15 protein-coding genes are annotated in these 16,656 nt (G+C 44.6%); 9 read left to right on the forward strand and 6 right to left on the reverse strand.

Features of this window, described 5'->3' with window-relative positions; genetic code table 11:
• Positions 1–35 precede the first annotated feature (35 nt).
• The 4 genes from KHN78_RS01685 to KHN78_RS01700 all read right to left on the reverse strand — a co-directional run bounded on the left by KHN78_RS01685 (position 36) and on the right by KHN78_RS01700 (position 4,541).
• On the reverse strand, positions 36–1,076 hold the full coding sequence (locus KHN78_RS01685) for a YcjF family protein (protein ID WP_211919500.1): 1,041 nt from the start codon (positions 1,074–1,076) through the stop codon (positions 36–38).
• Positions 1,073–2,449 (reverse strand): YcjX family protein, encoded by a 1,377-nt coding sequence (locus tag KHN78_RS01690; RefSeq protein ID WP_211919503.1) that lies wholly within the window; start codon positions 2,447–2,449, stop codon positions 1,073–1,075. The genes KHN78_RS01685 and KHN78_RS01690 overlap by 4 nt, the downstream gene beginning before the upstream one ends.
• 150 nt (positions 2,450–2,599) lie before the next feature.
• On the reverse strand, positions 2,600–2,785 hold the full coding sequence (locus KHN78_RS01695) for a hypothetical protein (RefSeq protein ID WP_128811100.1): 186 nt from the start codon (positions 2,783–2,785) through the stop codon (positions 2,600–2,602).
• A gap of 238 nt (positions 2,786–3,023) precedes the next feature.
• The gene (locus KHN78_RS01700) at positions 3,024–4,541 is read right to left on the reverse strand and encodes a fumarate hydratase (RefSeq protein ID WP_211919505.1); all 1,518 of its coding nucleotides are present in this window, start codon (positions 4,539–4,541) and stop codon (positions 3,024–3,026) included.
• A 308-nt stretch (positions 4,542–4,849) separates the two neighbouring features.
• On the opposite strand from KHN78_RS01700, the gene pabB reads away from it, so the two are divergent.
• The 5 genes from pabB to KHN78_RS01725 all read left to right on the forward strand — a co-directional run bounded on the left by pabB (position 4,850) and on the right by KHN78_RS01725 (position 10,997).
• Positions 4,850–6,235, forward strand: coding sequence for an aminodeoxychorismate synthase component I (pabB, locus tag KHN78_RS01705; RefSeq protein WP_211919962.1), 1,386 nt, complete (start codon positions 4,850–4,852; stop codon positions 6,233–6,235).
• Between the two features lie 396 nt (positions 6,236–6,631).
• On the forward strand, positions 6,632–7,231 hold the full coding sequence (locus tag KHN78_RS01710) for a CoA pyrophosphatase (RefSeq protein WP_211919507.1): 600 nt from the start codon (positions 6,632–6,634) through the stop codon (positions 7,229–7,231).
• 347 nt (positions 7,232–7,578) lie between these two features.
• A complete protein-coding gene (locus tag KHN78_RS01715) occupies positions 7,579–8,832 on the forward strand; it encodes an aromatic amino acid transport family protein (RefSeq protein ID WP_211919509.1) in 1,254 nt (417 codons plus the stop codon).
• 97 nt (positions 8,833–8,929) lie between these two features.
• Positions 8,930–10,291 carry an L-serine ammonia-lyase gene (locus tag KHN78_RS01720; RefSeq protein WP_099080867.1) on the forward strand — a complete coding sequence of 454 codons (1,362 nt, stop codon included), beginning with the start codon at positions 8,930–8,932 and terminating at the stop codon, positions 10,289–10,291.
• Between the two features lie 238 nt (positions 10,292–10,529).
• A complete protein-coding gene (locus KHN78_RS01725) occupies positions 10,530–10,997 on the forward strand; it encodes a GNAT family N-acetyltransferase (RefSeq protein ID WP_211919511.1) in 468 nt (155 codons plus the stop codon).
• Positions 10,998–11,153: 156 nt separating this feature from the next.
• On the opposite strand, the gene queD is transcribed toward KHN78_RS01725, so the two are convergent.
• On the reverse strand, positions 11,154–11,516 hold the full coding sequence (gene queD / locus KHN78_RS01730) for a 6-carboxytetrahydropterin synthase QueD (protein WP_211919513.1): 363 nt from the start codon (positions 11,514–11,516) through the stop codon (positions 11,154–11,156).
• A gap of 365 nt (positions 11,517–11,881) precedes the next feature.
• Here queD and asnS point away from each other — a divergent pair, with 365 nt between their 5' ends.
• The 4 genes from asnS (at position 11,882) to KHN78_RS01750 (ending at position 15,835) form a co-directional block, all read left to right on the forward strand.
• On the forward strand, positions 11,882–13,282 hold the full coding sequence (gene asnS, locus KHN78_RS01735) for an asparagine--tRNA ligase (protein ID WP_211919515.1): 1,401 nt from the start codon (positions 11,882–11,884) through the stop codon (positions 13,280–13,282).
• A 179-nt stretch (positions 13,283–13,461) separates the two neighbouring features.
• Positions 13,462–13,692: a hypothetical protein gene (locus KHN78_RS01740; RefSeq protein ID WP_211919517.1), complete on the forward strand. Its 231-nt coding sequence runs from the start codon at positions 13,462–13,464 to the stop codon at positions 13,690–13,692.
• Between the two features lie 198 nt (positions 13,693–13,890).
• Entirely contained in the window at positions 13,891–14,190 is a 300-nt protein-coding gene (locus tag KHN78_RS01745; protein WP_211919519.1) for a hypothetical protein, read from the forward strand.
• Positions 14,191–14,644: 454 nt separating this feature from the next.
• Positions 14,645–15,835 (forward strand): amino acid aminotransferase, encoded by a 1,191-nt coding sequence (locus KHN78_RS01750; protein ID WP_211919521.1) that lies wholly within the window; start codon positions 14,645–14,647, stop codon positions 15,833–15,835.
• A gap of 94 nt (positions 15,836–15,929) precedes the next feature.
• On the opposite strand, the gene KHN78_RS01755 is transcribed toward KHN78_RS01750, so the two are convergent.
• The gene (locus tag KHN78_RS01755) at positions 15,930–16,571 is read right to left on the reverse strand and encodes an outer membrane beta-barrel protein (protein WP_211919523.1); all 642 of its coding nucleotides are present in this window, start codon (positions 16,569–16,571) and stop codon (positions 15,930–15,932) included.
• Positions 16,572–16,656: the final 85 nt, after the last annotated feature.

The following is a 16,656-nucleotide window of genomic DNA, read 5'->3' on the forward strand; positions in this document are numbered from 1 at the left end:
CGTCAAGCAATCCTCTTCATCAAAGGTGATATTGATTACGGTTTCATCGTAATTGATGCAACTTTCGCCACGACTTCTTTACGAATCGTACCCAATTTGACTTGTCGCTCTGGGTACCAAGGTAATGGGCGTAGCAACGCCATGGCTTTTAGACCTAAACGAGCCGTTAAGATACCCACGCCTAAGCCTTGGCCTGCCCTCGCCGAGATTTTTCCAGCCAAGTCCATAGACATTAGATCCATACCTGCATCGATTGCCAGTTCACTCGCGCCCGCAGCTGCCATATTAACGAATACCGCGCGCAGTAATTTAATACGCGAGGCATAACCAAGTTCTACGCCGTACACTTTAGATAAGTTGTCTATCATCTTGAAATTTCGCCACGCCACCAGCAACATGTCAGCCGCCGCTAATGGGCTCACGGCGACCAATGCCGCAGATTCTGTCGCGTGTTGCGAAACGATCTTAGTGGCAAGTTTATCTTGTTGGCTGACCACCATCGAATCATACATATCAAGAATTTCTGCATCACTGTGTGCTGGGTTAACGCTGTTTTTCCAACGGTCAAAGCCTGGATTTTCTGCTAGTACACCACTTTGCTCCGCGACCTTTTCGCAAAATGCTTTACCTTTACCGACACTCTGACTATCGATCAGTGCTTCACTCTCTTCCTGCACACTGAAGTGGTGACGAAGCTTGCGTAACTTCCAAAGCTCCTTAGCTAACGCCCCTAAACCAAAAGAGGCGATCGTAGTGACAAAACCAGCCCAACCCAAAGCAAGCCAATCTGCGGTTTGAACAGCCGTGACCACCGAATCCACCGCTTGCCACCCAACAAGGCCTGCAAAAGTCGTAAACAAACCGGCTGTCAGCCATTTACGGCTGGATTTCGGGCGAATAACCTGCTCCAGTTGTAACTCTTGCTTGATTTCTTCTTGATGTTCTTGAATCTCAACAGGTACGAAAGTTTCTTTTTCGCTGAACGTCTTTTGAGCGGTCAGCTCAGGAGAACACTCGACGTCTTCTCGGTGCATGACCTTTTCTGAGAAGACTTGTTTTTGTTTCAGATCGCTCATTTCAATTTATCTCCCAACAAGTATTCCAGTGCTTTATCTAAGCGAATGTGTTTCATCGGCTCGTCACTCTCTGATGACATCGGACGGAAAGAAGTAAAGTCAAAACCACTATTTTGCCAGTAGGCTGAATTTGGCAGTTTCTTCGGTACTTCGCCAGGAAACATGGTCATGGTTTCCCCCTCGATTGTAGTGCCTTGGAGTGCAGGTACCGTCTTATCTCCTGATGCAATAAAACCAGAAGTCGTCGCTTGAATCGATGCAATGCTCATGCAGCTCATTTCAATGTTCTCATAAGCTGCGGTTTGCCACGCAGGGTGTACCATCTGTTGTAACAACGATACCAAGTGTGGGTGCTGATCGGGTGTAACGTGATCGGCTTTGGTTGCAGCAAACAGGACTTTGTCGATTTTCGGAGAAAACAAACGGCGCAAAAAGCTACTGCGACCATAACGGAAACTATGCATGATCTGCTCGAGTGCTTGACGCATATCATAAAAGGCTTCATCACCTGCATTGAGCGGCTGCAAACAATCCACGAGAACAATTTGACGATCAAACGTAGCAAAATGGTGCTTATAAAACGCTTTCACGACTTTTTGTTGATATTCATGATAGCGCGCTTCTAGCATGGCTAAATTGCTGCCTTTTGTGGGTTTAGATTCTGAATTAAATCGACATGGGAAGAACTGCAGCACAGGCGCACCGGCTAACTCTCCCGGCAGAACGAAACGCCCAGGCTGAACCCAATGCAACCCCGCCTCTTTACAGGCATGTAGATAATCGGTGTAAGCTTGCGACACTTTTTCAAGCTGCTTTTCATTCACATCAGCGTGTAAATCAACCTGTTCAAGCGCATCAAGCCACTCACTGGCAAGATCGCTTCGCTGACCTTTTAGCGCATCAAACTGAGAGTGAGACCAAGTAGCAAAATCCATGTCTAACAATGGCAAATCAAGCAGCCATTCACCCGGATAGTCAATAATATCGACATTCAACACGGCCGTTTTGCTGAGCAACTTTTTGGTCGTTTTTTTCGGCTTGTATTTCAGCGCCAAACGGATCTCACTCACATCACGAGTCGGAATCGGCCATTGAGGCGGCGTGGCATGAATTTGATTCATTGCGTCATCGTAAGCAAACCGAGGCACCATCATGTTGGCTTGGGGTTCTCGCTTTGCACCAATCAAACGTTTGTCTCTGGCGGCAGTAAGCAGTGGCAAATTATCGTGAGTGGCAGTATGCAGCAGTTGATTGACCAGCGAAGTAATAAAGGCCGTTTTGCCCGCACGAGATAATCCTGTTACGGCAATCCGCACGTTGGAATCCATACCTCGGCTAATAAAATCATTCACTTCTTGCGTTATTCTTTTCATTCTTGTTATCTCATCAAGTCTTGCTACGCAGTGTAATTTTATCAACCTTAATCGAAGATGAACAAAACATTCACTGCAAACTATGCCTACATAAACGAAAAAGCCCCTGAGAACATCAGAGGCTTAAAGAATTATTTAAATCGCTGGAAACTAATCTTCTTCTATCAACTTGTAGATAACAAACAAAGCGATTTCTAGAATCAGCCACAATACACAAGTAATGGTTACGTATTTTTCATTGAAGATACTGATACCATGAAGAATCAAGTCGTAGCCCACAAAGCCACCGATCACAACAGCAAGAACGATTTGTAGAATCTGAATAAAACGAGGCATGTCGTCTCCTAATTATAGTCAGCATAACAACATCATTTGCTATGCCTATAAATGTATATCTTTAATTATATAGACAAAAAGTGCAGCTTTCGCTGCACTTTTGTCAATTGTTTGCTAGTTAAATCAGCACCTTGTCACATTCTCTTGCTTGAGATAGATAGAATCTCTTGGTTGAGACAGATAAAATAAGGCCGCTTGGTACGGATTTAATCGCGAAACAACATAATCATCGTGCAGGCTACGCTTCCATCTCTTGGATTTTTACTTTCCAAGTATCAGGTCCAATTTGGTGCGCGTTTGCTCCGTTTGAATCCACCGCAACGGTGACAGGCATGTCTTCCACTTCAAACTCATAAATAGCTTCCATACCTAAATCTTCAAAGGCAACCACGCGTGCTTTCTTGATCGCTTTTGCAACCAGGTACGCAGCGCCTCCGACGGCCATGAGGTAAACCGCTTTGTGGTTCTTGATCGACTCAACCGTTGCAGGACCACGCTCGGCTTTGCCTATCATCCCCATGATGCCGGTTTCTTCGAGCATCATGTCGGTAAACTTATCCATTCGCGTTGACGTTGTCGGTCCTGCCGGGCCTACCGCTTCATCACCCACCGCATCAACCGGACCAACGTAGTAAATGAACTTGCCTTTGAAATCCACGCCAGCTGGTAGCCCTTCACCCGCTTCTAGCATACCTTGAATACGTTTGTGCGCAGCGTCACGCCCCGTCAGAATTTTACCCGATAGAAGAACCGTTTCACCCGTCTTCCATTCTTGTACATCTTCTTGGGTTACTGTATCTAGGTTCACGCGACGTGTGTTCTCGCCGGCCTCCCAAGTGATGTCTGGCCAATCTTCTAGCTTCGGCGGCGTAAGTTCTGCCGGACCACTGCCATCGAGAGTAAAATGAACGTGGCGCGTTGCCGCACAGTTAGGAATCAAACACACTGGCTTAGAAGCAGCATGCGTTGGCGCGGTTTTGATTTTCACATCAACAACCGTTGTTAGACCGCCAAGACCCTGGGCACCAATACCCAGTTTGTTCACTCGATTGAAGATATCAAGACGAAGCGCTTCTTCTGCGTTTTGCGGGCCACGATCAATCAACTCTTGGATGTCGATGTGCTCCATCAAAGACTCTTTTGCCAATACGGCGGCTTTTTCTGCCGTACCACCAATACCGATGCCTAGCATCCCTGGAGGACACCAACCTGCTCCCATCGTTGGTAGCGTTTTCTCTACCCATTCTGCGATATCATCTGATGGATTTAACATCACCATCTTGGTTTTGTTTTCGCTGCCGCCACCCTTTGCTGCAATTTGAATTTCAACCGTATTACCTGGCACCATATTGATGTGCACAACCGCTGGCGTATTGTCTTTGGTATTGATTCGCTTACCTGCTGGGTCCATCAAAACCGAGGCACGCAATGGGTTGTCTGGGTTGGTATAGGCTTGTCGAACGCCTTCATCGACCATTTGCTGAACCGTCATGTCGGTAGAATCCCACTGCACACCCATACCGATATTAACGAAACACGTGACAATGCCTGTATCTTGACAGATCGGTCGATGCCCTTCTGCTGACATACGAGAGTTAATCAGAATCTGTGCAATTGCATCTTTCGCAGCTTGGCTCTCTTCTCGGTAGTAAGCTTTCTCAAGCGCTTGAACAAAGTCTAGTGGGTGGTAGTAAGAAATATACTGTAGCGCATCAGCAACACTGCTGATGACGTCCTGCTTGCGTATTACCGTCATTGCATGCCTCATTATTGTTATGCTTTGCTTCCATTATTGGCTTGGCTTCTGTCGTCTTTGTTGAGCTTACTGCTCTCAATGAGCATATTTTATAACGGCTTGTTTTTTAGACTTTTATAAACAAGCCGTTATAAATATTCGTCGAACGGCTGATATCGACACACGATTCAAAGAAGTTGGCCTTTCATATAGTAAAACCACCTTTAAGCCTTTGTATAGAGGTAGTTTGGCTATACAGACGTTTATGATACTCTTGCTGCCCATCACATGCCATGCAGTGAACGAACTCTTTGTCACAATTTAAACAAATGAACAACATGGACACACAATTGCTCAGTTTTCAAACGTTGGATTACTCACGCGATCTCGCCGCTTCCATTTTTTCTCGTATTGAACATTTACCTTGGGCAATGCTGCTCCGTTCTGCTTCTGATACGCACATTGACAGTCGTTTCGACATATTGGTTGCAAAACCGATTGCGACCCTCGAAACGATCGCAAATGACACTCATATACACACGACGACTCAGCAATACACAACGCAAGCTGACCCATTTGCTCTACTTGATGAATTGCAACAAGCGCTGTTGCCGACTCTCAAGTTAACAAATGAGTGGGATTTGCCTTTCGTCGGTGGGGCCTTAGGTTACTTCAGTTACGATTTAGGTCGCCGGGTGGAAACCATGCCAGAACTTGCGAACAAAGATTTGCAGACGCCAGACATGGCTGTTGGTCTGTATGAATGGGCATTGATCGTTGACCACAAACTTAAACAAGCGTGTTTGGTAGGGCAAAACATTGAACAAGCTTGGCATTGGTTAAATGACGCGTCAGTCGACCAGCAATCATCCGTTGATCCCGAGGGATTCAAACTCACCGGAGACTGGCAATCAAACATGACGCAAGCGTCTTATGCGTCGCGTTTTGATCGCGTGCAAGACTACCTGTTAAGTGGAGATTGCTATCAAATCAACTTAGCGCAGCGTTTCAATGCACCGTATCAAGGCAGTGAGTGGCAGGCATACACCAAACTCGAAGCGGCCAACCTTGCGCCTTTCTCCGCATTTATCCGCATGCCTCATTCGGCGATCATCAGTGTCTCGCCAGAGCGTTTTTTGGAATTAAAAGACAACGTCATTGAAACCAAGCCCATCAAAGGCACACGCCCACGAAGTTTGGACCGCGAACAAGATCAAGCCAATGCGCGCGATCTACAAACAGCGGAAAAAGATCAAGCCGAAAACTTAATGATTGTCGATTTGCTGCGCAATGATATTGGCCGTGTCGCTTCTGCGGGCAGCGTTCATGTTCCGAAGCTGTTCGATATTGAAAGTTTCCCTGCTGTGCATCATCTAGTCAGCACCATTCGAGCGCAGTTGGATACGCGATATAATGCTGCCGATTTACTGCGAGCTTGCTTTCCTGGAGGTTCTATCACTGGCGCACCGAAAGTCCGCGCGATGCAGATCATAGAAGAACTAGAGCCACATCGTCGCAGCGCTTACTGCGGTAGCATTGGCTATATCTCCCGTCATGGTCGAATGGATACCAGTATCACAATTCGCACACTCGTTGCAGAAGACAACCGCCTTTACGCATGGGCAGGTGGTGGCGTCGTTGCCGACAGTGATTGCGCGGCAGAGTATCAAGAAACGCTCGACAAGTTATCAAAGATCCTACCGGCGTTAAAATAGGTCGCTCACGTCATTAAGCCACACTTCTCATCAGAGGCAACCCTATTTAGGTTTGCCTCTTTTTTATCGCATGTTTATAGCATGCCGCTAGTACTCAGAACGCCGGCTCTGCATTTCAATCAACATTGGTTTGTTTCGATGCATGCTTTCTGAAGTGAATGCTTTTTTAAATAGATGCTTTCTGAGATGGATGCTTTCTGATTTCGTTAACACTTGTCACTTTCGCTCAATGCTAGCCACATTCAAAGTAGCCATTCGCCTCGTTTCCATATAAGTTGAACCTACTCCTATCAGTTATAGATGGTGCCTTAATGATAAATCGTTCAGAAATATACCTAAGTCACCCATCAAAACCTGAGATAAGTCCATAATAATAACAAGCGAAAGGAATCTATTTTGGTTATCGACAAAGCAACCCTACTGCAAAACTTCCAACTGCATTTGCCAACCGGCTATCATGACGAGTCTCTCAAGCGGTTAGCCAATCTAAACCAAGCATCATTGCGCGACGCGGCGGTGTTGATCGGTTTTGTAGAGCGAGAAAGTGGATTGCAGGTCATATTTACCAAGCGAGCCACACATTTACGCCACCACCCTGGTCAAATTTCATTCCCTGGAGGGAAGTATGAACAAGGCGATGAGCATTTAGTTAATACTGCATTGCGTGAAGCCGAAGAGGAAATTGGCATATCACCAGAACAAATCACTGTCTTTGGCCAACTCAGACCGCTGCCAACGATTAGTCAATTTAATGTGACGCCTTTCTTAGCATTCATTTCTCCCAACTACACTGCGCGGGTTGATCCGAACGAAGTCGCAGAGGTTTTTGAAGTCCCCGCAACTCACATTTTGAATCCTAAGAAACTTTTCAGCGCCAAATTTAGTTTAAAAAACAGCCATCACAGAGTATTTGCCATACCCTATGAGCGTCATTTTATCTGGGGAGTGACGGCAAAAATCATCGAGTCGATGCAAAAACACATCATCACTAAATGACAAGACTATCAACGATAGGTTTACTTTTTGACCAACCATCATGTGCATCAATATTAATAAAAAGTTATTTTTAGAACATAGTTTCACATTAGTCTAATTAACCGTTTTCAACGCAAACGCTTGCGGAGAATAAATTTCACACAACCACCCTTTCGGATTAGTTTTTCTAATTTCTATCATTAGCATTTATCAGGTGTGGCACGTCATTTTCGTGATAAAAAGCAGGTTTTTGACATATCATTCGATAAGCTCGAGCAATATATGATTTAGATCCAATTTTTGTAATGTAAAATCCTGCAAAATTGCTCTCGACTTATTTCCTGTTCCCAAAAATGAGTAACTCAAAAATGACTACAACTACTTCTGCGGCTTCAACCGCACAATCGTCTAGTAAGTTTACTTACAAAGACTTCACTTGGTGTCTATCCCTATTCGGTACGGCAGTAGGTGCAGGTGTACTATTTCTTCCAATCAAAGCAGGCGCTGGCGGTTTTTGGCCTCTTGTCATCCTTGCTCTAATCGCGGCACCAATGACTTGGTTCGCACACAAATCTCTAGCACGTTTCGTACTATCGGCGAAAAACCCAGACGCAGACATCACTGACACAGTAGAAGAGCACTTCGGTAAGACTGGCGCAAACCTTATTACTTTTGCCTACTTCTTTGCTATCTACCCAATCGTACTTATTTACGGTGTTGGTATTACAAACACAGTTGATTCTTTCCTAGTTAACCAAATGGGTATGGAATCAATTCCTCGTTGGTTGCTATCAGGTGCGCTGATCCTTGCAATGACTGCAGGTGTTGTATTTGGTAAAGAACTTATGCTGAAAGCAACATCAGCAATGGTTTACCCACTCGTTGCTATCCTACTGGCACTTTCTGTTTACCTAATTCCTGATTGGAATACATCTATGATGGAAGTTTCACCAAACTGGGGTGAAGTACCGACTATCGTTTGGCTAGCAATTCCAATCATCGTATTCTCATTCAACCACAGCCCAATCATTTCTCAGTTCTCTAAAGAACAACGCCAACAGTTTGGTGATGACGCAGTTAAGAAAACTGACGCTATCACTGGCGGCGCAGCAATGATGCTAATGGGTTTTGTAATGTTCTTCGTATTCTCTGTTGTTCTTTCTCTATCTCCAGAAGCACTAGCAACAGCACAAGAGCAAAACATCTCTGTTCTTTCTTACCTTGCTAACGTTCATGAGTCTCCACTGATCTCTTACATGGGTCCACTAGTGGCATTCGCAGCGATTACTTCTAGCTACTTCGGTCACTTCCTAGGTGCACACGAGGGCCTAGTTGGTCTAATCAAGTCTCGCTCTCAAACGCCTGTAAGCAAAATCGAGAAAGGCTCACTAATCTTCATCGTAATTACGACTTGGATCGTTGCTATCGTTAACCCAAGCATCCTAGGTATGATTGAGACAATGGGCGCTCCAATGATTGCAGGTATCCTATTCTTGCTTCCTATATTCGCAATGCACAAAGTTCCTGCAATGGCGAAGTACAAAACTTCAGCACCTGTACAGCTTTTCACAGTTATCTGTGGTCTTGCAGCGATTACTTCTGTAATCTACGGCGCTCTTTAATCACCGCTCATTTTTTAGCGTGATTAATTCAAGAATATAACGATAAAAACAAGCCTCCCAACTCCCCTTGGGAGGCTTTTGTTCTGAGGTAATCGATATGATTAGTGTTTTTGATATCTATAAAATCGGCGTTGGTCCTTCAAGCTCACACACTGTAGGCCCGATGAAAGCGGGTAAAGAATTTATTGATGATCTTCGTTCAATGGGAAAATTGCGCGACATCACTAAAATCACCGTTGACGTTTATGGATCACTATCACTGACAGGGAAAGGTCACCACACCGATATCGCTATCATCATGGGTCTTGCTGGCAACACCCCTGAGAAAGTAGACATCGACTCTATACCGGGCTTTATTGCTCGCGTAGAAGAAACTGAGCGCCTTCCTGTTGGCATGCACTGTCACACAGTATCGTTCCCTAAAGATGGCGGTATGAACTTCCATACTTCTAACTTATCGCTGCACGAAAACGGCATGCAGATCCACGCTTGGATCGATGACGAAGTCGCGTACTCGAAAACGTATTACTCTATCGGTGGTGGTTTCATCGTCGATGAAGAAAACTTCGGCAAAGAAGAAGAAAACCCTATCAAGGTTCCTTACACATTTACAACCGCTGAAGAGCTTGTGAACCAATGTAAAGAGCACGGTCTTTCTATCAGTGCTTTGGTGATGAAAAACCAAGCTGCGCTGCATTCAGATGAAGAGTCTCGTACTTACTTTGCGAACATCTGGAAAACCATGCGTGAGGGTATGGAACGCGGTATGAATACAGAAGGTATTCTACCTGGGCCACTACGCGTACCTCGCCGTGCAGCAGCACTTCGTCAACAGCTTCTGACTTCTGAAAAGACGTCAAATGACCCAATGGCAGTGGTTGACTGGGTAAACATGTTTGCTTTTGCAGTAAACGAAGAAAACGCAGCCGGTGGCCGTGTTGTAACAGCGCCAACGAATGGTGCATGTGGCATCATCCCTGCGGTATTGGCTTACTACGACAAGTTTATCCAAACCGTGACAGAGAAAGATTACATCCGTTACTTCGCAGCATCTGGTGCGATCGGCGGCCTTTACAAGCGTAACGCTTCTATCTCTGGTGCAGAAGTTGGCTGTCAAGGTGAAGTTGGCGTAGCGTGTTCTATGGCGGCGGCTGGCCTTGCAGAGCTTATGGGTGGTAGCCCAGAGCAAGTATGTATGGCGGCAGAGATCGGCATGGAGCACAACCTAGGTCTAACTTGTGACCCAGTTGCAGGTCAGGTACAGGTTCCTTGTATCGAACGTAATGGTATTGCGGCAGTGAAAGCGATCAACTCTACTCGCATGGCACTGCGCCGTTCTTCTGCTCCGACAGTATCTCTAGATAAAGTTATCGAGACGATGCTAGAAACAGGTAAAGACATGAACGCAAAATACCGTGAGACGTCTCAAGGCGGTCTAGCAATTAAAGTGATTTGTTAATACGGTTATTCGCTAATAAAGTGATTTTCTAAGTCTTGCGAACTAACAACAAACCCGAGCCATTGGTTCGGGTTTTTTCTTTCCCCTCTCTTCTCTCTGTGCCCTGTTCTATTTTGAAAGCCCCCTTAGATTGAAAAAGCTGTCCATTATTAAACAGTCCCTCACCTTATCATTGATACAAACACTGCACCCTATTGTATAATGCGGCTATCATCACCGCTTAGCTGACGCATGCACTATGATTGCGATTAAACCGACTCAATTAAAAGACTTCTCTAGTCTGCTGCAACTTGAAGTAGACAAAGATCAAACCGCATTTTTTCTGCCATTCGATTTAGCGTATCAAAAGCGCAGTAAGTCACAAGTCTTCTATACCATCTTTTATGATTACCTCGTTGTGGGTTACCTCATCATCGACAAAGCGTTTGCACAGTATGTGCCTTTCGCTAAACGCCATGAATTAGGGCTAAGCTATATCGTCATCGACAGACGCTTCCAACGACAAGGTATAGGTAAAGCGACGCTGAAAAAGCTCATGGTTTATGGGTATGCAATAGATACTCTGAGTAATTCTATTTGTGCCACCATCCCACAAAAAAATGCCGTTGCCATGACGCTTTTTGAATCAGCAGGGTTTGAAAATACGCAAAAGTCATTGTATGACGAAAGTGGGAAAGCGATGATTGTTCGCCATGCGTTAAGCTGATCTTCTGAATGGATTTGGCTCAGGCTGGATTTAATTCTGGCTTGATGTAGATCTGACTTGATTTAGTGACAAAAAAGGCAAGCTATCGTTCAGCTTGCCTTTCTTATTTATCTTTATTTCTTATTGTTCTTATTTCCAGTTGTCTTTATTGCGAATTTATTCGCCCTTGTAAATGCAGCCTGCTGTACAAGTTTCTTTAATTTCTACTTTGCTTAATAGTGACAACTTTGGCTTGAGTTGTAGCCAAATCCATTTTGCTAAAACCTCACTTGTTGGGTTTTCTAATCCCTCAATATCATTAAGGTAGTAATGGTCCAAACGATCATAAATTGGTTTAAATGCCGCTTTAATTTCTGCAAAATCCACAACCCAACCTGTGTGTGGATCAACGTCACCTTCTACATAAAGACGAACAAGAAAAGAGTGTCCGTGCAAACGACCACATTTGTGGCCCTCTGGCACGTGTGGCAAGTGGTGCGCAGCTTCGAACATAAACTCTTTGTATAATTCAGTTTTCATCTTAAATCTCAGGCTAAAAAAGAGACGCCATACTAAGGAATTCAATCCTTGATGACAACCTTTATGCCAATCTCCTTTAACGCAATCACCTGCGGCCTAACCCTCCCCCCACCAAAACCATCATTTAAGCGTTTAGTTACCCCATTTCCCGGTAAAAAAGAGCAAAGAGAGAACAAATAGAAAATTTCTGTCGTTCAAAGTGAATATAAAGGTTGAAGCTATCGAATTGACAGGTAATATGTTGCGATGAATCTTTAGAATTCTTTCCAACGCAGCACTCGGCTGTTTTTTGTACAAACGAGTTAAAAGACAGACACTTTGATTTGTTGCGTTGATTTTATGCCTTAACGGAGAATATTTAAAACATGACTTACGCGCCTGTATCAGACGTTTTGAAAGGTCAACTCGCGGTAGACAGTGAAGTAACTGTACGCGGTTGGATCCGTTCACGTCGTGATTCCAAAGCTGGAATCTCTTTCCTTGCCATTTACGACGGCTCTTGTTTCGACCCGATTCAGGCCGTGGTCCCTAATAATCTTAATAATTACAACGACGAAGTACTAAAGCTAACCACTGGCTGCTCTGTTGAAGTAACAGGTAAGATTGTTGACTCTCCTGCGGCAGGTCAAGCATTCGAACTAGCAGCAACTGACGTTAAAGTTGTTGGTTGGGTGGAAGACGCTGACACGTACCCAATGGCAAAAACTCGCCACTCAATTGAGTACCTACGTGAAGTTGCGCACTTACGTCCACGCACAAACGTAATCGGTGCGGTAGCACGTGTACGTAACTGTCTAGCTCAAGCGATCCACCGTTTCTACCACGAGCAAGGTTACTTCTGGGTATCTGCGCCGTTGATCACGGCATCTGACGCAGAGGGCGCTGGTGAAATGTTCCGCGTATCTACGCTAGACATGGAAAACCTTCCTCGCACTGACGATGGCAAAGTGGATTACAACGAAGACTTCTTCGGTAAAGAAACGTTCCTAACGGTATCTGGTCAGCTAAACGCAGAAGCTTACGCTTGTGCACTAAGCAAAGTTTACACATTCGGTCCTACTTTCCGTGCTGAGAACTCGAACACAAGCCGCCACCTAGCGGAATTCTGGATGGTTGAACCTGAAGTTGCGTTCGCGGAACTAGACGACGTTGCAAAATTGGCTGAAGACATGCTGAAGTTCGTATTCACAGCCGTTCTTGCAGAGTGTCGAGATGACCTTGAGTTCTTTGCTCAACGTATCGATAAAGAAGCGATCACTCGTCTAGAGCAGTTTGTTTCTTCTGACTTCGCGCAAGTTGACTACACTGACGCAATCCAGATTCTTCTAGATTCAGGTCGTGAGTTCGAATTCCCAGTTGAATGGGGTATCGATATGTCTTCTGAGCACGAGCGTTTCCTAGCGGAAGAGCACTTCAAAGCTCCTGTAATCGTTAAGAACTACCCGAAAGATATCAAAGCATTCTACATGCGTGCTAACGATGACGGTAAGACAGTTGCTGCGATGGACGTACTAGCACCAGGCATCGGTGAAATCATCGGTGGTTCTCAGCGTGAAGAGCGTCTAGACATCCTAGATGCACGTATGCGTGAAGTAGGTATCGATCCAGAACACATGAGCTGGTACCGTGATCTACGTAAATACGGCACCGTGCCACACGCAGGCTTCGGTCTAGGCTTCGAGCGTCTAGTCTCTTACGTAACTGGTATGGGCAACGTTCGTGACGTGATCCCATTCCCACGTACTCCTCGCTCTGCGAACTTCTAATCATCGCTGTACGAGTCAAATTGTAAAGACCTCCCTCGTGGAGGTCTTTTTTTACCCGTCATTTATATTGGTCATTTTTGAAACGTGATTTCTCATTCTTCTCGGTAGCAATTTTATCTTCAAAGTGTGAAATTATGTTCCATACTTTCAATGATATGAAAGAACACCGAGGATAAATAATGAAACTGTTTACGATGGATGACCTCTCCTATCGAGGCGTACACAAAGGGGTTCACAGTTGGGATCACCCAGATAGCTCAATTCCATATTATTGGCATCCAGATTGGCTACATATCGCAGAAGATGCGCTAGGGGTTCACCCAAAAGCAAAATTGGATGTGCCTGAGGGTGAAGTCGCAACAGAAGAGCACGCTAAGGCCGCAATCATCAAACATCTCAATGAAAACTAACAAGCAAGATTGCCATACCTACCACAAGGTTAAAGTCTAACAAGATCAGACGATTGGTATGAATGAGAACTGTGCAACGTATTCGGTTATTCATCGACAGAATAAGTAGATGGTCGTCACGTTAATTCTTTGTGTGTCTGTTACATTTATGAAGTAAAGGTGATGTACCTCAACCCATGAAGATGAGAGATGATAATAATGACAAAGTACAATGAAAATGACATTCAATATAAAGGCGAATCTAACGGCGTTCATTCATGGAGCACGCCATCTGGCCAACCTTACTACTGGCATCCTGATTGGTTGCACGTTGCAGAAGATGTCACTGGCTCACACCCAAAACAAAAACTCGAAGTGACGGGTTCTGAAGTCCCTACTGAGAAACACGCTTTGAAAGCGGTTCTAAAACACATAAATGAGTGGGCAAGTGGCAAGCTATCTTCAAACCCTGATATTGAGACCAATGCCATTGAATCAGAAATGAATCTGAAGAAATAACAACGAACTTCTTCTGCGCGCCCGATGTTGGGCGCGTGTGTTTTCCATGTGTGCATTCAGTTATTCTCTACACTCTCTTCATACACCCCACGCTTTCCATTCGAAACTCACTTTAAAGCCCTCATTCAATATTAAAGCAGCATGCACGAACGTAGTCGCGAGCACTTGATGTATGAGCGAGAACCTAACGTATTAACGAACAGTTAATATATGAGCGAACAGTTAATGTATTGGCGAACAGTGAGATATCGTGGTTAATTTCCAATCAACTTAAAAATTAAGTTTGGATTTTCAGACGCTAACTCAAGAGAATGCATAGTAAAAAGGCCTGCTTTGTTATCAATCTGTTTCAAATCGAGACTTTTTTAAGTTTTCTTTTCTGTAACTGTTGTATCCAATATTGCTGGAAGGTATAAATGACCTCAGACCCTTTCAATTCACATGGATGAAGATTATGTTTGAAACATTACTTGCCGCTCCGGCAGACCCTATTCTTGGACTAACTGAAGAGTTTAAAAAAGACGCTCGCGCGGAAAAAATTAACCTTGGTGTGGGTATCTACAAGAATGAGCAAGGCGAAACCCCTGTTCTTGCTACCGTAAAAAAAGCCGAAGCTGCATTAATTGAAACAGAAAAAACCAAATCTTATCTAACAATTGAAGGGACGGCGGAATACGCACTCGCTGTTCAAAAACTGTTGTTTGGCGCAGACGCTGAGATTGTGGCTGAAAAACGTGCAAAAACAGCACAAGCCCCAGGCGGTACAGGTGCTTTACGTGTTGCTGGTGAGTTCATTAAACGTCAACTTGGCGACGTAAAGATCTGGATCAGCAACCCAACGTGGGCAAACCACAATGGCGTATTTACGGCCGCAGGAATTGAAACTGCGCAGTACAGCTACTACAACGCAGAAACAAAAGACAAAGACTTTGACGCGATGCTAACGGATCTTCAAGCAGCATCAGCAGGTGACATTGTGCTTTTGCATGGCTGCTGCCACAACCCAACGGGTATTGATCCAACGGCAGAAGAGTGGGAAACACTGGCTAAGCTTGTTGCTGAGAAGAAACTGCTTCCACTGTTTGATTTCGCTTACCAAGGTTTTGCTAAAGGTGTAGAAGAAGACGCGGCAGGTCTGCGTATCTTTGCTAAGTACAATAAAGAAATTCTAGTTGCGAGCTCTTTCTCTAAGAACTTTGGCCTCTACAATGAACGGGTTGGTGCATTTACGCTGGTTGCAGAATCAGAAGACGTCGCAACCACGGCATTCTCTCAAGTGAAAGCTATCATCCGCTCTATCTATTCAAACCCACCCGCTCACGGTAGTGCTGTGGTTACTCACATTCTTAACGATGCTGCACTGCGCGCAGAATGGGAAGCAGAAGTTGCAGAAATGCGTGATCGTATCCAAGAGATGCGAGAGCTATTTGTCGCAACGTTGAAAGCAGAGGGCGTGGATGCCGATTTCAGCTTTATTGAACGTCAAAATGGTATGTTCTCATTCTCAGGTCTATCAAAAGAGCAAGTAAATCGCTTGAAAGACGAGTTTGCTATTTACATCGTTGGCTCAGGCCGCATTAGTGTTGCAGGCATGACAAAATCGAACATGGGACCTTTATGTAAAGGTATTGCTGCGGTTCTATAAATCAGCAAGTAAAATTGCAAAAGGTCAGCGTATTGCTGACCTTTTTTGTATTTATGACCTTGGCTGCCATCGATATAACGACAGCGATACTGTTCTAGTAAACGAACTTAAAGCTCAACCCAACTTCATTGATCTCTTCTGACGCTTCACCTTGATAATCGGTATCTCGGTATTGATAGTAAAGTCCTGTACCAATGACATCATGCCACTGGTAGTTGAAACCGATTTTGTAATTGTTTTCATCCACGATATCACTGCGATTGAGATAAATTTCAGCCGTCGCGATAAGTTTTTCACTGATCAAGTAATTGGTCCCTAGCTTGACACCCTGAATGAACTCGCTCTCTGAGGATAGCGTTCTGTCTGTATCATCGTTGGTTGCTTTGGCTTTAATCGCCCCCAAACTGTAAATACCATAGATGTCCCATTGCTCATTAATACCATAACGGTAACCGCCACCCACTAACAAACGGTCAATGCGTAAAGTGTAAATATCGGGGTGGAAAAACTGCGCAGTGTAATCAAGGTTGAACAGCCAGTTATCGGTAAAAAGATAGTTACCGCCAAGACCTGCCGTGGTCGCATTTGAATTATCTAACCACTCTTCATTGGTCGTTCCCGCACCAACATCAAGATGAATATGCTCATAGCCAAACTTGCTTACTTGTTCTGCTTCTGAAGCAACGCTCATCACCGGTAATGCTACAAGAGGTGCAGCTAATAATATTCTTACCATTTTACTTCCTTTCATGAGTGTCATTCAAAGTACTGTTCTATCACTCTTATTCTTTACGAGTTCTTATTTTGAACTCAATTATTCT

Source organism: Vibrio sp. B1REV9 (assembly GCF_905175395.2).
Classification (GTDB): domain Bacteria; phylum Pseudomonadota; class Gammaproteobacteria; order Enterobacterales; family Vibrionaceae; genus Vibrio; species Vibrio alfacsensis.

Bases quoted from the DNA above. Each gene is read 5' to 3' on its own strand.
- KHN78_RS01685 (WP_211919500.1), bottom strand. From the start codon at position 1,076: ATGAGCGATCTGAAACAAAAACAAGTCTTCTCAGAAAAGGTCATGCAC.
- KHN78_RS01690 (WP_211919503.1), bottom strand. From the start codon at position 2,449: ATGAAAAGAATAACGCAAGAAGTGAATGATTTTATTAGCCGAGGTATG.
- KHN78_RS01695 (WP_128811100.1), bottom strand. From the start codon at position 2,785: ATGCCTCGTTTTATTCAGATTCTACAAATCGTTCTTGCTGTTGTGATC.
- KHN78_RS01700 (WP_211919505.1), bottom strand. From the start codon at position 4,541: ATGACGGTAATACGCAAGCAGGACGTCATCAGCAGTGTTGCTGATGCG.
- pabB (WP_211919962.1), top strand. From the start codon at position 4,850: ATGAACAACATGGACACACAATTGCTCAGTTTTCAAACGTTGGATTAC.
- KHN78_RS01715 (WP_211919509.1), top strand. From the start codon at position 7,579: ATGACTACAACTACTTCTGCGGCTTCAACCGCACAATCGTCTAGTAAG.
- KHN78_RS01720 (WP_099080867.1), top strand. From the start codon at position 8,930: ATGATTAGTGTTTTTGATATCTATAAAATCGGCGTTGGTCCTTCAAGC.
- KHN78_RS01725 (WP_211919511.1), top strand. From the start codon at position 10,530: ATGATTGCGATTAAACCGACTCAATTAAAAGACTTCTCTAGTCTGCTG.
- queD (WP_211919513.1), bottom strand. From the start codon at position 11,516: ATGAAAACTGAATTATACAAAGAGTTTATGTTCGAAGCTGCGCACCAC.
- asnS (WP_211919515.1), top strand. From the start codon at position 11,882: ATGACTTACGCGCCTGTATCAGACGTTTTGAAAGGTCAACTCGCGGTA.
- KHN78_RS01740 (WP_211919517.1), top strand. From the start codon at position 13,462: ATGAAACTGTTTACGATGGATGACCTCTCCTATCGAGGCGTACACAAA.
- KHN78_RS01745 (WP_211919519.1), top strand. From the start codon at position 13,891: ATGACAAAGTACAATGAAAATGACATTCAATATAAAGGCGAATCTAAC.
- KHN78_RS01750 (WP_211919521.1), top strand. From the start codon at position 14,645: ATGTTTGAAACATTACTTGCCGCTCCGGCAGACCCTATTCTTGGACTA.
- KHN78_RS01755 (WP_211919523.1), bottom strand. From the start codon at position 16,571: ATGGTAAGAATATTATTAGCTGCACCTCTTGTAGCATTACCGGTGATG.